Here is a 17,397-nt window from a genome sequence, read left to right as displayed (position 1 = left end):
GTTGCGCTCCCTCTCGATCGGCCGTCATCCGGCCACAGTTTGCTTCATCTCTCCAAGGCTCGTTCGGCGGCGGCGACGACGGCCTCCGGGGTGAAACCGAACTCACGGAACAGGGTCTGGTAGTCGGCGGATTCGCCGTAGTGCTCGATCGAGACGATTTCCCCGGTGTCACCCACCAGCTTATGCCAGCACTGCGCGACACCGGCTTCGACCGCGACCCGTGCCGAGACCGCGGGCGGCAGCACCGCGTCGCGATATTCGGCCGGCTGTGACTCGAACCACTCCAGACAGGTCATCGACACCACACGGGCATTGATGTCCTTGTCCGCCAAGAGTTTCTGCGCCTCCACGGCGAGCTGCACCTCCGACCCGGTGGCGATCAGCACCACATCGGGCTGTTCTGCGCCTGCTCCGCCGAGTACGTATCCGCCGCGTGCGACACCGTCGGCGTCGGTGCCCTCCAGGATGGGCACGCCTTGACGGGTCAGGATCAGTCCGACCGGGCCGCTGTCGGCGCCGCGGGCCAGCACGGTATGCCAGGCGTAGGCGGTCTCATTGGCGTCGGCCGGGCGCACCACCGACAGCCGGGGGATCGCACGCAGCGCCGACAGGTGTTCGATCGGCTGGTGGGTGGGGCCGTCCTCACCCAGCCCGACCGAGTCGTGGGTCCACACGTAGATCGGGTCGATGTCCATCAGCGCCGCCAGGCGCACCGCGGGCCGCATGTAGTCGGAGAACTGCAGGAAGGTGCCGCCGTAGGCGCGGGTGGGGCCGTGCAGCACGATGCCGGACAGAATCGCACCCATCGCGTGCTCGCGGATGCCGAAGTGCAGGGTGCGGCCGTACGGGTTCGCGGTGTAGTCCTTGGTGGAGATCGACGCCGGCCCGAACGAGGCCACACCGTCCATTGTGGTGTTGTTGCTGCCCGCCAGATCGGCGGAGCCGCCCCACAATTCGGGAAGCTTCGGACCTACCGCGTTGAGCACCTTGCCGGATGCGGCGCGGGTGGCCACCGCCTTGGAGCCGGGCTCCCAGTGCGGCATGTCGGCGTCCCAACCGTCCGGCAGCTTCCCCGCGATCAGCCGGTCCAGCAGTGCCTTGCGCTCCGGTTCGCGGGCGGCCCACTCCTCGAACTGTGTCTGCCAGTCGGCGTGCGCCGCTTTGCCGCGCGCCACCAGTCCCCGGGTGTGGGTGATCACGTCGTCGGTGACGTCGAAGGACTTGTCCGGGTCGAACCCGAGGGCCTTCTTGGTGGCGGCCACCTCGTCTTCGCCCAGCGCGGAGCCGTGGGCGGCGCCGGTGTTCATCTTGTCCGGGGCCGGATAGCCGATGATCGTGCGCAGCGAGATGAACGACGGCTTGTCGGTGACGGCCTTGGCCTTGGCGATCGCGTCCTCGATGCCGGTGACGTTCTCGCCGCCCTCGACCTCCTGGACATGCCAGCCGTAGGCCCGGTAGCGGGCGGCGGTGTCCTCACACAGCGCGATCGCGGTGTCGTCCTCGATGGAGATCTTGTTGTGGTCGTAGAACACGATCAGGTTGCCGAGCTGCTGGACGCCGGCCAGTGACGACGCCTCGCTGGTGACGCCTTCTTCGATGTCGCCGTCCGAGGCGATCACGTAGATGAAGTGGTCGAACGGGCTCTGGCCCGGGTCGGCGTCGGGGTCGAACAGCCCACGTTCGTAACGGGCGGCCATCGCCATGCCGACCGCCGACGCCAGACCCTGGCCGAGTGGACCGGTGGTGATCTCCACACCTTTGGTGTGGCGGAACTCCGGGTGTCCGGGGGTCTTGGAACCCCAGGTGCGCAGCGCCTCGAGGTCGGAGAGCTCCAGGCCGAAACCGCCCAGGTAGAGCTGGATGTACAGCGTCAGGCTGGAATGCCCACAGGACAGCACGAAGCGGTCGCGGCCGAGCCAGTGCGTGTCGGAAGGGTCGTGGCGCATAACCCGCTGGAACAGTGTGTAGGCCAGCGGCGCCAGGCTCATAGCGGTGCCGGGATGGCCGCTGCCGCACTTCTGGACCGCGTCGGCGGCCAGCACCCGGGCGGTGTCGACGGCGACCGTATCGATCTCGGCCCAGTCAGACGGGTGGTTCGGGCGGGTGAGGGCGGAGATCTCTGCAGCAGTGGTCACGAACTTAAGATCCTCATCTTCGAGACGTGTCTGGACAAGCCGGGCTGGCTCCCACCCTAATGCGGGCACGGGCAGGGTTGCAGGTCGGCGTCGCCGTGTGGATTACCCATGAATCGACCCTGCGATTCGGTCGACCCGGCTGCGCGGTCTACCATCGTCCGTAGTAGACGCCGGCGTCGCTGCTGCCATCTGAGGAGTCATCACGTGAGTATTCGCGAGCGCGCCGCGCCGCGCCGAATACGCGCAGTACGTAGCACGCTGTTGGCGTATCTGTCCTTGACCAAGCCGCGGATCATCGAGTTGCTACTGGTCACGACTATTCCGGCGATGCTGTTGGCCGACCGCGGCACGGTGAATCCGCTGCTGATCTTCAACACGCTCATCGGCGGGATGCTGGCCGCCGCCGGCGCTCACGCACTGAACTGCGTCGTCGACGCCGACATCGACAAGATGATGAAGCGCACCGCGCGCCGTCCGCTGGCCCGCGACGCCGTGCCGACCCGAAATGCCCTGGTGTTCGGCCTGCTGCTCAGCGTCGTCTCGTTCGTCTGGCTGTGGCGCACCACCAACCTGATGTCAGGCGTGTTGGCCGTGGCCACCATCGCCTTTTACGTGGTGGTCTATTCGATGCTGCTCAAGCGCCACACCTCGCAGAACGTGGTGTGGGGCGGGGCGGCCGGGTGTATGCCGGTGGTGATCGGCTGGTCGGCGGTGACCGGCACTATCGGCTGGCCGGCGCTGGCGATGTTCGCGGTCATCTTCTTTTGGACGCCACCGCACACCTGGGCACTGGCCATGCGCTACAAGGACGACTACGCGGCAGCGGGAGTGCCGATGCTGCCGGTGGTCGCCACCGAGCGTGTGGTCACCCACCGGATCGTGATCTACACCTGGGCGACAGTGGCCGCCACGCTGGCGCTGGTGCCCGCCGCCGGGTGGCTGTACGCCGCGGTGGCGGTCCTGGCCGGGGCCTGGTTCCTGACCATGGCCCACCAGCTCTACGCCGGAGTGCGCCGCGGTGAGCCGGTCAAACCGCTGCGGTTGTTCCTGCAGTCGAACAACTACCTGGCGGTGGTGTTCTGCGCGCTGGCGGTGGACTCGGCCATCGGCCTGCCCACCCTGTTCTGAGCACGCCCCTCCACTCGAACCGCGACGACGAACTGCGGAATCGGGATGTGACTGACCGTGCCGGTCGGACCGTTCACATCACCGGGTCATCTGGGGCAACACGGAGCAGGGGTCTCTTGCGCTGACGGTCGCGGCGGGTATTCAATTGCCGATAATGAAAATCATGTTCAACATGCGCGCGGACGGCCGGCCGTGACCGCTGCGGCTCCTATGTGGATGGCCTCCCCACCCGAGGTGCACTCAGCGCTGCTGAGCGCCGGAGCGGGGGCGGGGCCGCTGTTGGCCTCCGCGGCCGCGTGGTCGGCGCTGGGAACCGAGTACATCGAGGCCGCCGACGAACTCATGACAGTGCTGGGAAGCGTCCAGGCCGGAGCGTGGCAAGGGCCCAGCGCCGAGTCCTACGTCGCGGCGCATGGCCCTTACCTGTCTTGGCTCCAGCAAGCCGCCGCGGACAGCGCGGCGGCCGCGGCCCAGTCCGAGACGGCCGCCGGGTCCTACATCAGTGCGCTGGCCACCATGCCGACGCTGCCGGAGCTGGCGGCCAACCACGCCATCCACGGGGTGCTGTTGGCGACGAATTTCTTCGGTATCAACGCCATTCCGATTGCACTCAACGAAGCCGACTATGTACGGATGTGGGTGCAGGCCGCGACGACGATGTCGGTCTATCAAGCAGTCAGCGGCGCGGCCGTGGCGTCGACGCCGCAGATCCCGCCGGCGCCGACGATCCTCAAAGCCGCCGCGCAATCCGATGACGGCGACGACCACGGCACCGACCCCACCGTCAACGATCCGCTGGATCAGCTGATCGCCAAGATCCTGCAGACCGCCAGTAATGGACAGATCAATTGGGATCCTGCCCATGCGATGGTGAACGGGATTCCCTATGACGAGTACGTCGACCCCAATCAGTCGATGTTCTGGGTGGTCCGGGCCCTTGAGCTGTTCGAGGATTTCCAGCAGCTCGGTGTGAATTTCCAACAGAACCCGGCGCTGGCGTTTCAGTATCTGGTCCAGCTCGCCGAGTTCGACTGGCCGACACACATTGCCGAGATTGCCTCCGGGTTGGGGCAATCACCCGCGTTGTTCGCCGCAGCGCTCGGCGTGATCGTCGCCCCGGTGGGCGCAGTGGGCGGCCTCGCCGGGCTGGCGGGATTGGCCGGCCTGCCGCAGCCGCCCGGGCCGCTGCCGGTGCCTGTCGTTCCCGACGCTCTCCCGGGTTTCGGGACGGTCCCAGCGGGCTCTGCGGCGCCGGCGGTCCCGTCGGCTCCAGCCCCAGCCCCAGCCCCAGCGCCCGCGACGGCTGGTGCCGGCGGCCCGGCACCGGCTCCGCCGCCCCCGCCCGGGCCGGGCGCGCCGCCGTTCTTTCCTCCGTATCTGCTCGGCCCGCCGGGTATCGGCACGGGCTCGGGTATGCCCGCCGGCGCCGGTGCGTCGCGCAAAGCGGCTGAGCCTCGTGGGGCTGCGGCGGTGGACGCGGCGACCGCCGCCGCGCGCGAGCAGGCGCGGGCCCGGCGGCGGCGCCGCGCCACCAAACGCGACCATTCCGATCGGTTCATGACCATGGGTGTGGAAGTCGACCCGGACTGGGGACTGCCGGATGACGAGCCGGTGGTGGCCGCGGACCGTGGCGCCGGGCCGGTGGGTTTCGCCGGCAATGCGGTCAAGGAACGGATCACCCCGGTGGGCATGACCCGCCGGCAGGTCAGCGCGTTGGGCAGCGGGCCTCAGGAGCCGATGGTGCCTGCCAGTTGGGGAGAGGGCGATAGCAAATCCCGATAAAGTTTGGCTAGCCGAAATTAGAAGTTCCTTGTATTAAACTCGGCGAACGTGCCAGTGATGTGGATGGGCTCGCCGCCGGAGGTGCATTCGGCGTTGTTGAGTGCTGGGGCGGGTCCTGGCCCGTTGTTGGCTTCGGCGGGGGCGTGGTCGTCGCTGGGTGCGGAGTATGCGGCGGTCGCCGATGAGTTGATGGCGGTGCTGGGGTCCGTGCAGGCCGGGGTGTGGCAGGGGCCCAGTGCGCAGGCGTATGTGGCTGCCCATGTGCCGTATCTGGCGTGGCTGAACCAGGCCGGTGCGGACAGTGTCGCAGCGGCAGCGCGGTGTGATACGGCGGCGGCGGCCTACACGGCCGCGTTGGCGGCCATGCCGACACTGCCGGAGTTGGCGGCCAATCACGCGGTGCACGGTGTCTTGTTGGCGACGAATTTCTTTGGGATCAACACCATTCCGATTGCACTCAACGAAGCTGACTACTTCCGGATGTGGGTGCAGGCCGCCGCCACGATGGCGATCTACCAGGAGGTCTGCGACGGGTTGGTGGCAACGACCCCGCGCGCCGTTGCGGCGCCGACGATTCTGACACCGGGCGCTGCTGCCGGTTCGTCGGAACCGCCGTCGTCGCAGAATCCGTTGCAGGGGCTGCTCGATTTCCTCGAGCCGATCCTGAAAAGCCTTGGCATACAAGATGGTGTGACCGCACACGACCCGATGATCTCCAACGCCCTGACCACCGCCGTCTCGGATTTCCTGCAGAACTTCGGGATCAATTGGAATCCAGCCGCCGGCACCCTCAACGGCCAGGTTTACGACTACTATTCCAATGCCGCCCAACCGATCTGGTATCTCGCGCGCAGCCTGGAGCTGTTCGAGGACTTCCTCAACGTGGCCCAGAACCCGAGCCAGATCATTCCGGCGCTGCAATACATCGCGGCCCTGGCCCTGTTCGACTGGCCCACCCATATCGCCCAGCTGGCGACCACGATCAGCCAGTCCCCGGCGCTGATTGCCGCCGCGGCGGGTGCCGTGGCGGCACCGGTCGCCGGCCTGGGTGGCCTTGGCGGTCTTGCCGGGCTTGCTCAGCCGCTGCCAGGGGCTGACGCGGTGCCGGTGGGCCCGGCGACTCCAGCGACCGTTGCCGCCGTGCCGGCTGCCGCGGTCGGCCCGGCGGTGGCGACGGCACCGCCTCCGCCCGCCCCGCCGCCGACCACCACTCCGGGCGGCGCGGCTTCCGCGGCCCCTGCGGCTGCGCCGCCGGCAGCGTCGGCGGGCGTGCCGCTGTTTCCCTATCTGATCGGGGGCGGACCGGGAATCGACTTCGGATCGGGGCTCGGAGCCCCCGCCGTTGCCGCGGAAAGTGCCAAGAAGAAGGCGCCCACCCCGGAGGCCGTCTCAGCCGCCGCGGCGGCGGAGTCCCGCCGGTCCAAACGCCTCCGGCGGCGCCGGACCAGACCGGGCCACGATGATGCCGTGATGGACATGACCGTCGAGGTCTCGCCGGACTGGGAACCGACACCGGTGTCCGACCGCGGCGCCGGAGAACTGGGGCGCCCCGGTGGCGCGCCCGCCGACACGCCCCGCGCAAAAGGCCTGACCGGATTGGCCGGGGCGGAACTGGCCGCCGGCCCGCGGCTGCCGCTGCTGCCGCGGGGCTGGGCCGCCGGCTAAGGCACCAACACGATCGAGCCGGTGGTCTTGCGGGCTTGCAGATCCCGGTGCGCGTCGGCCGCCTCGGCCAGCGGGTAGCGTCGGCTCACCGTCACCTCGATCGAGCCATTCGTGATGGCCTCGAAAAGTTCTCCTGCGCGCCAGGTGAATTCGTCCGCAGAGCGGGTGAAGTGAGCCAGGCTCGGCCGCGTCAGGTACACCGACCCCGCGGCATTGAGTCGCTGCGGATCCATCGGCGGGACCGGCCCGCTGGCCGCGCCGAACAGCGCCAGCGTCCCCCGGACAGCGAGGCTGGCCAGGCTGGCATCGAAGGTTGCCGCGCCCACACCGTCATACACCGCGGCGACTCCCTTGCCGTCGGTCAACTCCCGGATGCGGGCGCCGAAGGCTGCTGCGCCACCAGCGTCCGGGCCGGGGTAGTCGAGCACCTCGACGGCGCCGGCCCGCCGCGACAATTCGGCCTTGGCCGGAATCGACACCGTGGTGATAACCCGGGCGCCGAGCGCAGTGGCCCACTGGGTCAGGATCAGCCCCACCCCGCCGGCGCCGGCGTGCAGCAGGACGGTGTCTCCGGGTTGCACCGGATACACCGACTTGATCAGGTAATGGGTTGTCATGCCCTTGAGCAGTGCGGCCGCCGCCACGCCGGACTCAACGCCCCGCGGGATGGGCGCCACCAAAGACGCCGGGGCCGTGCAGTATTGCGCGTAGGCGCCGGACGCAGCCGCGGTCACCACGCGGTCACCCGCACCGAGCGTCGTCACCCCAGCGCCGACCTCGGCCACGGTGCCTGCTGCTTCGTTGCCGACGACGAACGGCAGCTCGGCGGGGTACACCCCGGAGCGGAAGTAGGTGTCGACGTAGTTGACCCCGACGGCCTCCGTCCGGATCAACACCTCGCCGGCGCCGGGGGAGGGCTGCGGTCTGTCGACCAGGTTCAAGACCTCTGGTCCGCCGGTTGCGGCGACTTCCATGGCGTGCATGGTGACTATCATCCTCAGGCATGAGGTCCGCATGAAGTTGGCCCGGCCCGATATCTTCCATCCGCGCATCGTCTTGGCGGGAGATCCGCTGGCGGCGGGTGAGGACACCGGACGTGTCGACGATGCGGGCCTGGTGGAGGCGCTGCGGCACCGCGGCCTGCAGGCGCGTTCGTTGGCTTGGGACGATCCGGAGGCCCTGGACGCGGATCTGGTGATCCTGCGGGCGGCCCACGACGGCGTGACTGGCAATGCGGAGTTCCTGGCCTGGACGCAACGGGTTCCCACGCTGCTCAACGCACCAGATGTGGTCGCCTGGAACGCCGACGGACGTTACCTGCGCGATCTGGAGTATGCCGGGGTGCCGACGGTGTCGGGGCAGTCGCGGGAGGATTCGATCGCGCTGATCTTTTTCGCCGGTGGCCAGTCGCATGCCTTCCGGGTGGCCGATGCCGGGCACGCCGTCGACCCCGATTTCGAGATGTGGGACCTGGGCCGGTCGGCCCTCCGTGCGGCGGCGGAGCGCCTGAGCATTCGCATCGATGAACTGCTGTACGCGCGCGCCGATGTGATCGGCCCGCCGGAGGACGTGCGGCTGGTGAGTCTGGATCTCATTGCGCCACAGCTGGGTTGGCGCCGATTGGCTGCCGCCGACCGCGACGACGCGCAGCGGCGGTTCACGCTGGCGGTGGAGTCAGCCCTGGACCGACTGGGACTCGGTCCGCTCGCGCATCGACGCCCATAGCGCCGCGGTCGCGCCGGTGACCAGCACTGCGCCCGCTACATGCATGGTGACCAGCACGGCCGGTACCCCGGTGAAGTATTGGACGACGCCGATCAGTCCCTGCCCGAAGGTCAGGGTGATCAGTACCGCAAGCCGGCGGGTCACCGGCTTCGCCGCATGCACCGCAGCCAGCCCGAACGCCAGGCCCACCACCAGTCCGAGGAAGCAGATCAGCAGGGACTCGTGCAGGTGGGCCAGCGTTTCCACCTCGACCTTGAGCCGGGCGACCGTCCGGGTCGCGCTCTTGTCGCCGGCATGCGGTCCAGCGCCGGTCACCAGGGTGCCGGTGGCAAGCACCGCGGCCAGCACGACGGCGCACAGCGCGGTCAGTCGGCGCAGGGCCGAGGGGACCCGGTGGGTTACCACGGCCGTCGCCCCGTCCTCGAAGTCGGGCTCACCGACCTTCACGTAGAACAGCACCGCCAGCCAGACCATCAGCATCGAGACCAATAGGTGCACGGCCACCGTCCACCAGGCCAGCCCGGTGCGCACCGTGATACCCCCGATCACCGCCTGCAGCACCGTGGAGGCCGGCATCAGCCAGGCGTAGATCAGAACCTCCCTGCGCCGCCGCGCCCGGATCACTGCAAGCACCGCCAGCGCCGAGGTGATGACCACCGCGAAGGTCACCATCCGGTTGCCGAACTCGATGGCCTGATGGATTCGCGGCACCTCCGAGACCGCCACCGGGACGTAACTGCCCGGGAAGCACTGCGGCCAGGTCGGGCAGCCCAGCCCGGAGGCGGTGACGCGGACGATCGCACCGGTGACCGAGATGAAGCCCTGGGTGAACACGACCGCGGCGGCCAGCAACCGCTGGGTGCGCAGGCTCGGGTCGGGCAGCAGATCCACCAGGCGCATCAGGAAGCGTCGCACGGGCCTGATCGTAGAGGATTGGTAACTACAGCCCGTAGTAGGTAGGACCCAGGCGGCGGTACGGGCCCGTCAGCTGAATCGGAACCAGCGCACCGCGCCGACACCGGCCAGCAGACCCCACACCGCCACCACCGCGACCCCGAACCAGTCGAACGAGACGGTCAGGGCCTGCGCCAGCGCTTCGGTGAGCGCGCCGGACGGTGTCAGCCGGGCAAGCCAGCGGATCACATCGGGCACCAGCTCGGTTTCCACCGTCAGCGCCGAGAATCCGCCGAACACGAACCACATCAGGTTGGCGACGGCCAGCACGATCTCGGCCCGCAGGCTGCCGCCCAGCAGCAGCCCCACCGCCGCGAAGCACGCCGTCCCCAGCGCGATGACCACTGCTCCCAGGCCCAGGCCGAGCAGCGTTGGTCGCCAACCCAGCGCGACGCCGATCGACCCGAGCAACACCGACTGCAGCAGCACCACGGTCGCCACCGACAGTGACTTGCCGGTGATGACTCCCCACACCGGCAACGCGGTGGCGCCCAGTCGTTTCAGCGCTCCGTAGCGGCGGTCGAACGCCACCGCGATCGCCTGGCCGGTGAAGGCGGTGGCGATCACGGCCAGCGCCATGATCACCGGAAGCAGCGCGGTGGCTCGCTCGGCATGGCTCTCGCCGAATGGTCCCAGCGGCAGCACCGACATCCCGACCAGCAACGTGATCGGGATGAACATCGTCAACAGCAGCTGCTCGCCGTTGCGCAACAACAGCGTCAGCTCCAGCCGGTACTGCGCGGCCAGCATGGCCAGCACACCGGCGGGCCGCGGGTCGGGGGTGAAGGTGCCGGGCGGGAAGGACTGATCTGTGCTCATTGGCGCCGCTCCTCCTCATCGCTCCGCAAGCTACGCTCTGCATCGTCGTCGACGCGACTCATGCGCGCAGCTCCCGTCCGGTCAGTTCCAAGAACACGTCCTCCAGGCTGCGCTGCTCCACCCGCAGCTGGGTGGTCAGCACGTCGAGGCGGGCGCACCACGCGGTCACCGTCGCCAGCACCTGCGGGTCGACCGGTCCTTCGACGAGGTACTCGCCGGGCTGCACCTCGCTGGCCCGGTAGCCCTCCGGCAACGCTGCGACCAGCAACGACAGCTCCAATCGCGGAGGTGCGCTGAACCGCACCTGGCCCTGGGCGCCGCTACGGGTCAACTCCTCGGGCGTTCCGGCCGCCACCTCCATCCCGTGGTCGATGATCAGCAGCCGGTCGGCCAGCTCCTCGGCCTCGCGCAGGTGGTGCGTGGTCAGCACCACGGTCACGCCGTCGCGGCGCAGCGCGTCGATCAGCTCCCACACCAGCAGCCGCGCGTGGGCGTCCATGCCGGCGGTCGGCTCGTCGAGAAACACCAGCTCCGGGCGGCCGACCAGGGCGCAGGCCAGCGCGAGCCGCTGTTGCTGCCCGCCCGAGAGCCGACGGTAGGTGGTGCGGGCCGCATCGGTGAGGCCCAGGGTGTCCAGCAACCACTGCGGGTCCAGCGGGTTCGCGGAGTAGGACGCCACCAGCTTGAGCATCTCGCCGGCGCGGGCCGCCGGGTAGCCGCCACCGCCCTGCAGCATCACCCCGATGCGTTCCCGCAATCGGTCGTTGTCGGCGACCGGGTCCAGCCCGAGTACTTCGATGGTGCCGGCGTCCGGGCCCACGAAGCCCTCGCACATCTCGACCGTCGTCGTCTTGCCGGCGCCGTTCGGGCCGAGTAGCGCGAACACTTCGGCGGTGTGCACCTCGAGATCAAGGCCGGCGACCGCCTCGATCGCCGACGGACCGGCCCCGTAACGCTTGCGGACTCCACGCAACCGGACCGCGACACCTGAGTTCACGGGGAATCAGCGTAAGCGTCGGCGACGGGGGTGGGCCGCGGGGTGGGTCCCGGCGTCGTGTCACCACCGGGGCGCCCGGGCGCGGTGGGCAACGCCCGCCACGGCAGGTGCCGGTAGGTCAGCAGGAACAACCCCAGCACCACGATGGCGCTGGCCAAGGTGGCGTCCACGATCTGGAACAGCGCGAAGCGGTCGCCGTTGGCGGTCGGCCCGAAGATGCCCACCACCAGCGTCACCGCGATCACCGCGATCCGGAAGCTCGGGCGGGTCGCCCAGGCGGCGAGCGGGATGATCGCCCACAGCAGGTACCAGGGCTGCACCACCGGGAACAGCAGGACCGTGATGCCCAGCGCGACGCCGAGCCCGCCGACCGGATGCAGCCGTCCTTGGAACACCACCAGCAGCAGCCAGATCACCATCACCCCGATGATCAGCACGCCGATGCCACGAGTCAGCGACAGCACCGCGGTGGTGTGATCGCCCAGACCCAGCAGGATTCCGACCTGGCCGGTGCCGAGGGCGAGCAGCGTCGGAGGCGACATCCAGCTGCGCACCACGTTGGCGGTGCCCAGGGTGAAGACCCAGCCGAAGCCCAGCCCGCTGGCCCAGCCGATCAGGGCCATCACCGCCGCCGCCAGCGCGCTGGTCCCGGCGCCGGCGAGCAGAAACGCCCGCAGGTCGCCGCCCCAGCGCCAGCCCAGGGCCATCGCCACGAATCCGAGCGCCAATAGCGACGGCAGCTTGACCTGCGACGACATCGTGATCAGTACCGCGCCGGCGATCAGTTCGAGCAGCGGCGCCCAGTCCCGCGGGTGCCGGCGCAGATCCGGCAGCAGCGGTTGTGCCGCGGTGATCCCGCGCAGCGCGAACTCCGTGCCGGTCAGCATCAGGCCGAGCATCAGTGCCTCGTTGTGGATGCCGGCGACCAGGTGCATCAACAGCAGCGGGTTGGCCGCCCCCAGCCACAGGGCGCTGACCTCGGCCACTCCGCAGCGCGCCGCCAGGCGCGGCACCGCCCACACGATCAACCCGACGCCGACCAGCACCACCACCCGGTGGCACAACACCGCGGTGACGATGTTCTCCCCGGTCAACGCCGATATTCCCCGGCCGATCCATAAGAACAGCGGTCCGTAGGGGGCCGGTGTCTCCCGCCAGAGGCTGGGCACCGACAGGGTGAACACGTGATCCAGTCCCAGGGCCGGCGCCGGGCCGACCCGATAGGGGTCCAGGCCCAGCCGGGAGATCTGACTCTGGGCCAGGTAGGAGTACACGTCTTTGCTGTACATCGGCGGGGCGACCAGCAGTGGCAGCATCCACAGCAGCAGGGTGCGGTCGAGCTGGCTGCGCGACATCCGGCGCGGGCCCAACGCGACGCGGCCCAGCATCAGCCAGGCCAGCGTCATCATCACCGCCCCGGTGGTGGTCATGGTCAGCGCCACCGTCTGCAGCCGTGAGGGCAGGTTCAGCAGCCGTACCCCGAAGGTGGGATCCTGGATCACCGGCCGCGCACCGGCCCCCAACGCACCGATCGCCATCAGTACGGTCCCGGTGGCGCCGAACAGCCGGGTGCGCTGCAGCGCGACAAGTTCAGCGTCGTTGAGGGGGGAGCCGACGGTGCGCTCGTCGCCGTGCAGGTGCGCGATCGACGTGCTCAGCGAGTGCCGGCGGACTGCCATCCCAGCAGCGTAACGGCCCATCATCCGCCGGCCGGCATGCGCGCGCTGTGACGAGCGCAACGGCCGATTCGGGCCGAACTGAGGTAACCCTTTCTAGACCCGGCCGGGGAATTGCGTCACACTGGTGTTGTGAAAATCAAGGCTGAGGCGACGGCCGCAACCGAAGCCGCCGGGCAGCGCCCCGGCGGTGCGGTTTTGCCTGAGACTCAACCGGTGCCTGACGTCGTCGGTAGCCATGACTCACCCGAGGGTCGCACCCGCCACGCGGTGGTGCGCCTGCTGATGGAGTCCGGCTCCATCACCGCTGGTGAGATCGGCGCGCAGTTGGGGTTGTCGGCCGCCGGGGTGCGGCGCCACCTCGACGCCCTGATCGAGATGGGCGATGCCGAGGCGCATGCGGCGGCGTCCTGGCAGCAGGTGGGGCGCGGGCGGCCCGCCAAGCGGTTCCAGCTGACCGCTGCCGGCCGCGGCAAGCTCGGCCATCGCTACGACGATCTCGCGGTGGCCGCGATGCGCCAGCTGCGCGAGATCGGTGGCGAAGACGCGGTGGTCGCCTTCGCCCGGCAGCGTATCGACACCATCCTGTCCGAGGTCGCGACCGTTGCCGCGGGTGACGACACCGCCGCCGACGGTGACCTCGAGGCGACCGCCGAACGGATCGCCGTGGCGCTGACCGGGGCCGGTTACGCCGCCAGTACCGCACGGGTGGACGGCGGCGTGCCGGGGGTGCAGATCCTGCAGCACCACTGCCCGGTGGCCAACGTCGCCAAGGAGTTCCCGGAGTTGTGCCGGGCCGAGCGGCAGGCGATGGCCGAAGTACTGGGCACCCACGTTCAGCCGCTGGCCACCATCGTCGACGGCGGGTACGTCTGCACCACCCACGTACCCCTGACCAATAAGACCACCAAAGCCGGCAGGGCCGGCAAGCCCGCCAAAGCCGGCAAGCCCGGTACCGCCAAAAAACAGCACTAGCAGCACCGATCGACCTTCGGCGCACAACCTGCGCCGAAGCCATCACGAGCACCGAAGGAGCGTCACCATGACACTCACGCCGGAGGTCACCGCTACCTCTTCGGCGGCCATAGAGCCGCTGACCCAGGACGAGACGATCGCGTCGCTGGGCAGCTACGAATACGGTTGGGCCGACACCGATGTCGCGGGCGCCGCCGCTCGGCGCGGGCTGTCCGAAGACGTCGTGCGCGACATATCCGCGAAGAAGAGTGAGCCGGAGTGGATGCTCGAGGCCCGGCTGCGGGCTTACCGGACATTTCTGAAGAAACCGATGCCCAACTGGGGCTCGGATCTGTCCGGCATCCACTTCGACAACATCAAGTACTTCGTCCGGTCCACCGAGAAGCAGGCCCAGACCTGGGACGACCTGCCCGAGGACATCCGCAACACCTACGACCGGCTGGGCATCCCGGAGGCGGAGAAGCAGCGCTACATCGGCGGGGTCGCCGCCCAGTACGAATCAGAGGTTGTTTACCACAAGATCCGGGAAGACCTTGAGGCGCAAGGGGTTATCTTCCTCGACACCGACACCGCGCTGAAAGAGCACGAGGACGTTTTCAAGCAGTACTTCTCCACGATCATCCCGGCCGGGGACAACAAGTTCTCCGCGCTGAACACCGCGGTGTGGAGCGGGGGATCGTTCGTCTATGTGCCCAAGGGGGTGCACGTGGACATCCCGCTGCAGGCCTACTTCCGGATCAACACCGAGAACATGGGCCAGTTCGAACGCACCCTGATCATCGTCGACGAAGACGCCTACGTGCACTACATCGAGGGCTGCACCGCGCCGATGTACTCATCGGATTCGCTGCACTCGGCGGTGGTGGAGATCGTCGTCAAGCCCGGGGGCCGGTGCCGCTACACCACCATCCAGAACTGGTCGACCAACGTCTACAACCTGGTCACCAAGCGGGCCCGCGCCGAGGCCGGCGCCACCATGGAGTGGGTCGACGGCAACATCGGCTCCAAGGTCACCATGAAGTACCCGGCGGTGTGGATGACCGGCGAGCACGCCAAGGGCGAGGTGCTCTCGGTGGCGTTCGCCGGTGAGGGCCAGCACCAGGACACCGGCGCCAAAATGCTGCACCTGGCGCCCAACACGTCGAGCAACATCGTCTCCAAGTCGGTGGCGCGCAGCGGCGGCCGCTCCTCCTACCGCGGCCTGGTGGAGATCCACAAGGGTGCGCACGGGTCGAAGTCGAGCGTCAAGTGTGACGCCCTGCTGGTCGACGATGTCAGCCGCAGCGACACCTACCCCTACGTCGACATCCGTGAGGACGACGTCACCGTGGGCCACGAGGCCACCGTGTCCAAGGTCAGCGAGAACCAGTTGTTCTACCTGATGAGCCGCGGCATCACCGAGGACGAGGCGATGGCGATGGTGGTGCGCGGCTTCGTCGAGCCGATCGCCAAGGAACTGCCGATGGAGTACGCGCTGGAGCTCAACAAGCTGATCCAGCTGCAGATGGAAGGCTCGGTAGGCTAGTGACTTCGACTGGTTTGAGTCCAAACCCGGCTGCCAATCTGACCGAAGCGGCCGAAGGCGTCAACAAAGGGGCACAATTCACCTCGTTCGACGTGGATGCCTTCGAGGTGCCGCACGGTCGTGACGAGGCGTGGCGGTTCACCCCGCTGCGCCGGCTGCGCGGCCTGCACGACGGTTCCGCGGTCGCCAATGAGGCCGCCACCATCACAGTCTCCGCGGACGCATCGGTGCGGACCGAGACCGTCACCCGCGGCGACAAGCGGCTGGGTGAGGCGGGCATTCCCGCGGACCGTGTTGCAGCCCAAGCCTTCTCGGCATTCTCCGAGGCGACGGTGGTCACCGTGCCCAAGGAGGCCGTCGTCGAGGAGCCGATCGCGATCACCGTCACCGGCCCAGGTGCCGATGCGGTGGCCTACGGGCATCTGCAGCTGCGGGCCGAGGAACTGTCGCGCGCGACGGTCGTGATCGATGTGCGGGGCAGCGGAACCTACGCCGACAACATCGAATTCGTCGTCGGCGATGCTGCCCAGCTGACCGTGGTGTGGATCGCCGATCCGGCCGAGGACATGGTGCATGTCACCATGCACCACGCGGCGCTGGGCAAGGACGCGGTGCTGCGCCACACCGCCGTGCAGCTGGGCGGCGAGTTGGTGCGGCTGACCGGCCGGATCCGGTTCGACGGCCCGGGCGGTGACGCCGAGCTGCTCGGGCTGTACTTCGCCGACGACGGTCAGCACCTGGAATCGCGACTGCTGGTCGACCACAGCCGGCCGAACTGCCGCTCCAACGTGCTCTACAAGGGTGCGCTGCAAGGCGACCCGGCTTCAGGGCTCCCGGACGCCCGTACCGTCTGGGTCGGGGACGTGGTGATCCGCGCCGAAGGTGTCGGCACCGACACCTTTGAGGTGAACCGCAACCTGGTGCTGGCCGAGGGCGCCCGGGCCGATTCGATCCCCAACCTGGAGATCGAGACCGGCGAGATCATCCAGGCCGGACATGCCAGCGCGACCGGGCGATTCGACGACCTGCAGCTGTTCTACCTGCAGGCGCGGGGCATCCCGGAAGATCAGGCCCGACGCCTGATCGTGCGCGGCTTCTTCGGCGAGATCATCTCGAGGATCCCCGTGCCCTCAGTGCAGGAACGGCTCACCGAAGCCGTCGAGCGTGAACTCGCGGTCACCGAGAACAAGTAAACCCGAACGCATCGAAAGACTTAAGGACACGAATCAGCAATGAGCACACTGGAAATCAAAGACCTGCACGTGAGTGTGTCGCCGGGCGGCGTCGGGGATGACGGCGCGGCGACGATCCCGATCCTGCACGGCGTCGACCTGACGGTGAAATCCGGTGAGACACATGCCCTGATGGGGCCGAACGGCTCGGGCAAGTCCACCCTGTCGTACGCGATCGCCGGCCACCCCAAGTACACCGTGACGTCCGGGTCGATCACCCTCGACGGCCAGGATGTCCTGGAGATGACGGTGGACGAGCGGGCCCGCGCCGGCCTGTTTTTGGCCATGCAGTACCCGGTCGAGGTGCCGGGGGTGTCGATGTCGAACTTCCTGCGCACCGCGGTGACCGCGATGCGCGGCGAGGCGCCGAAGCTGCGCCCCTGGATCAAGGAGCAGCGGGCGGCCTTCACCGAGTTGGGTATCGACTCCGGCTTCGCCGACCGCAATGTCAACGAGGGCTTCTCCGGCGGCGAGAAGAAGCGGCACGAGATCCTGCAGCTGAGCATGCTCAAGCCCAAGATCGCGATCCTCGACGAGACCGACTCCGGCCTGGACGTCGATGCGCTGCGGGCAGTCAGCGAAGGGGTGAACCGCTACCAGCAGGCGGAGAACGGTGGCATCCTGCTGATCACGCACTACACCCGCATCCTGCGCTACATCCAGCCGCAATACGTGCACGTTTTCTCGGGCGGGCGGATCGTCGAGTCGGGTGGTCCCGAACTCGCCGACGAGCTGGAGGAGAAGGGCTACGAACGCTTCACCGGGGCAGCAGCGGGGGCGTGAC

At 68.6% G+C, this 17,397-nt stretch carries 14 protein-coding genes; 8 read left to right on the top strand and 6 right to left on the bottom strand.

The window, feature by feature from the left end:
• Nucleotides 1-44: 44 nt before the first annotated feature.
• Complete coding sequence (gene tkt / locus ACZYY4_RS18945) at nucleotides 45-2,135, bottom strand: transketolase (protein WP_463811543.1); 2,091 nt, start codon at nucleotides 2,133-2,135, stop codon at nucleotides 45-47.
• A 204-nt stretch (nucleotides 2,136-2,339) separates the two neighbouring features.
• On the opposite strand from tkt, the gene ACZYY4_RS18940 reads away from it, so the two are divergent.
• The 3 genes from ACZYY4_RS18940 to ACZYY4_RS18930 all read left to right on the top strand — a co-directional run bounded on the left by ACZYY4_RS18940 (nucleotide 2,340) and on the right by ACZYY4_RS18930 (nucleotide 6,710).
• Nucleotides 2,340-3,263 (top strand): heme o synthase, encoded by a 924-nt coding sequence (locus tag ACZYY4_RS18940; RefSeq protein WP_463811542.1) that lies wholly within the window; start codon nucleotides 2,340-2,342, stop codon nucleotides 3,261-3,263.
• A gap of 216 nt (nucleotides 3,264-3,479) precedes the next feature.
• Nucleotides 3,480-5,045: a PPE domain-containing protein gene (locus tag ACZYY4_RS18935; protein ID WP_463811541.1), complete on the top strand. Its 1,566-nt coding sequence runs from the start codon at nucleotides 3,480-3,482 to the stop codon at nucleotides 5,043-5,045.
• A 57-nt stretch (nucleotides 5,046-5,102) separates the two neighbouring features.
• Nucleotides 5,103-6,710, top strand: a complete 1,608-nt coding sequence (locus tag ACZYY4_RS18930; RefSeq protein ID WP_463811636.1) for a PPE domain-containing protein — start codon at nucleotides 5,103-5,105, stop codon at nucleotides 6,708-6,710.
• Here ACZYY4_RS18930 and ACZYY4_RS18925 read toward each other — a convergent pair.
• Nucleotides 6,707-7,693 (bottom strand): quinone oxidoreductase family protein, encoded by a 987-nt coding sequence (locus tag ACZYY4_RS18925; protein ID WP_463811540.1) that lies wholly within the window; start codon nucleotides 7,691-7,693, stop codon nucleotides 6,707-6,709. The genes ACZYY4_RS18930 and ACZYY4_RS18925 overlap by 4 nt on opposite strands.
• A 31-nt stretch (nucleotides 7,694-7,724) precedes the next feature.
• Here ACZYY4_RS18925 and ACZYY4_RS18920 point away from each other — a divergent pair, with 31 nt between their 5' ends.
• The gene (locus tag ACZYY4_RS18920) at nucleotides 7,725-8,435 is read left to right on the top strand and encodes a hypothetical protein (RefSeq protein ID WP_463811635.1); all 711 of its coding nucleotides are present in this window, start codon (nucleotides 7,725-7,727) and stop codon (nucleotides 8,433-8,435) included.
• Here the strand turns inward: ACZYY4_RS18920 and ACZYY4_RS18915 are convergent.
• From ACZYY4_RS18915 to mptB, 4 genes are all read right to left on the bottom strand, one after another.
• Nucleotides 8,385-9,335, bottom strand: coding sequence for a COX15/CtaA family protein (locus tag ACZYY4_RS18915; RefSeq protein ID WP_463811634.1), 951 nt, complete (start codon nucleotides 9,333-9,335; stop codon nucleotides 8,385-8,387). The genes ACZYY4_RS18920 and ACZYY4_RS18915 overlap by 51 nt on opposite strands.
• A gap of 84 nt (nucleotides 9,336-9,419) precedes the next feature.
• On the bottom strand, nucleotides 9,420-10,208 hold the full coding sequence (locus tag ACZYY4_RS18910) for an ABC transporter permease (RefSeq protein ID WP_463811539.1): 789 nt from the start codon (nucleotides 10,206-10,208) through the stop codon (nucleotides 9,420-9,422).
• A gap of 58 nt (nucleotides 10,209-10,266) precedes the next feature.
• Nucleotides 10,267-11,205, bottom strand: coding sequence for an ABC transporter ATP-binding protein (locus ACZYY4_RS18905; RefSeq protein WP_463811538.1), 939 nt, complete (start codon nucleotides 11,203-11,205; stop codon nucleotides 10,267-10,269).
• Nucleotides 11,202-12,884, bottom strand: coding sequence for a polyprenol phosphomannose-dependent alpha 1,6 mannosyltransferase MptB (gene mptB, locus ACZYY4_RS18900; RefSeq protein ID WP_463811537.1), 1,683 nt, complete (start codon nucleotides 12,882-12,884; stop codon nucleotides 11,202-11,204). Before mptB ends, ACZYY4_RS18905 begins: the two co-directional genes overlap by 4 nt.
• Nucleotides 12,885-13,079: 195 nt before the next feature.
• Here mptB and ACZYY4_RS18895 point away from each other — a divergent pair, with 195 nt between their 5' ends.
• The 4 genes from ACZYY4_RS18895 (at nucleotide 13,080) to sufC (ending at nucleotide 17,396) form a co-directional block, all read left to right on the top strand.
• Nucleotides 13,080-13,856 carry a helix-turn-helix transcriptional regulator gene (locus ACZYY4_RS18895; RefSeq protein ID WP_463811633.1) on the top strand — a complete coding sequence of 259 codons (777 nt, stop codon included), beginning with the start codon at nucleotides 13,080-13,082 and terminating at the stop codon, nucleotides 13,854-13,856.
• A gap of 67 nt (nucleotides 13,857-13,923) precedes the next feature.
• Nucleotides 13,924-15,381 (top strand): Fe-S cluster assembly protein SufB, encoded by a 1,458-nt coding sequence (sufB, locus tag ACZYY4_RS18890; protein WP_463811536.1) that lies wholly within the window; start codon nucleotides 13,924-13,926, stop codon nucleotides 15,379-15,381.
• A complete protein-coding gene (sufD, locus tag ACZYY4_RS18885; protein WP_463811535.1) occupies nucleotides 15,381-16,574 on the top strand; it encodes a Fe-S cluster assembly protein SufD in 1,194 nt (397 codons plus the stop codon). Before sufB ends, sufD begins: the two co-directional genes overlap by 1 nt.
• 39 nt (nucleotides 16,575-16,613) lie before the next feature.
• Complete coding sequence (gene sufC, locus ACZYY4_RS18880) at nucleotides 16,614-17,396, top strand: Fe-S cluster assembly ATPase SufC (RefSeq protein ID WP_463811534.1); 783 nt, start codon at nucleotides 16,614-16,616, stop codon at nucleotides 17,394-17,396.
• Nucleotide 17,397 lies beyond the last annotated feature (1 nt).

This window comes from Mycobacterium sp. IDUB_21 (assembly GCF_055419425.1).
Note: the sequence above shows the minus strand (reverse complement) of the source record. Positions and strands in the feature narration are given on the sequence as shown.

Coding starts and splice junctions, on each gene's coding strand:
- sufB (WP_463811536.1), top strand. CDS start 13,924: ATGACACTCACGCCGGAGGTCACCGCTACCTCTTCGGCGGCCATAGAG.
- ACZYY4_RS18915 (WP_463811634.1), bottom strand. CDS start 9,335: ATGCGCCTGGTGGATCTGCTGCCCGACCCGAGCCTGCGCACCCAGCGG.
- ACZYY4_RS18910 (WP_463811539.1), bottom strand. CDS start 10,208: ATGAGCACAGATCAGTCCTTCCCGCCCGGCACCTTCACCCCCGACCCG.
- ACZYY4_RS18935 (WP_463811541.1), top strand. CDS start 3,480: ATGGCCTCCCCACCCGAGGTGCACTCAGCGCTGCTGAGCGCCGGAGCG.
- ACZYY4_RS18930 (WP_463811636.1), top strand. CDS start 5,103: ATGTGGATGGGCTCGCCGCCGGAGGTGCATTCGGCGTTGTTGAGTGCT.
- ACZYY4_RS18920 (WP_463811635.1), top strand. CDS start 7,725: ATGAAGTTGGCCCGGCCCGATATCTTCCATCCGCGCATCGTCTTGGCG.
- ACZYY4_RS18925 (WP_463811540.1), bottom strand. CDS start 7,693: ATGCACGCCATGGAAGTCGCCGCAACCGGCGGACCAGAGGTCTTGAAC.
- mptB (WP_463811537.1), bottom strand. CDS start 12,884: ATGGCAGTCCGCCGGCACTCGCTGAGCACGTCGATCGCGCACCTGCAC.
- sufC (WP_463811534.1), top strand. CDS start 16,614: ATGAGCACACTGGAAATCAAAGACCTGCACGTGAGTGTGTCGCCGGGC.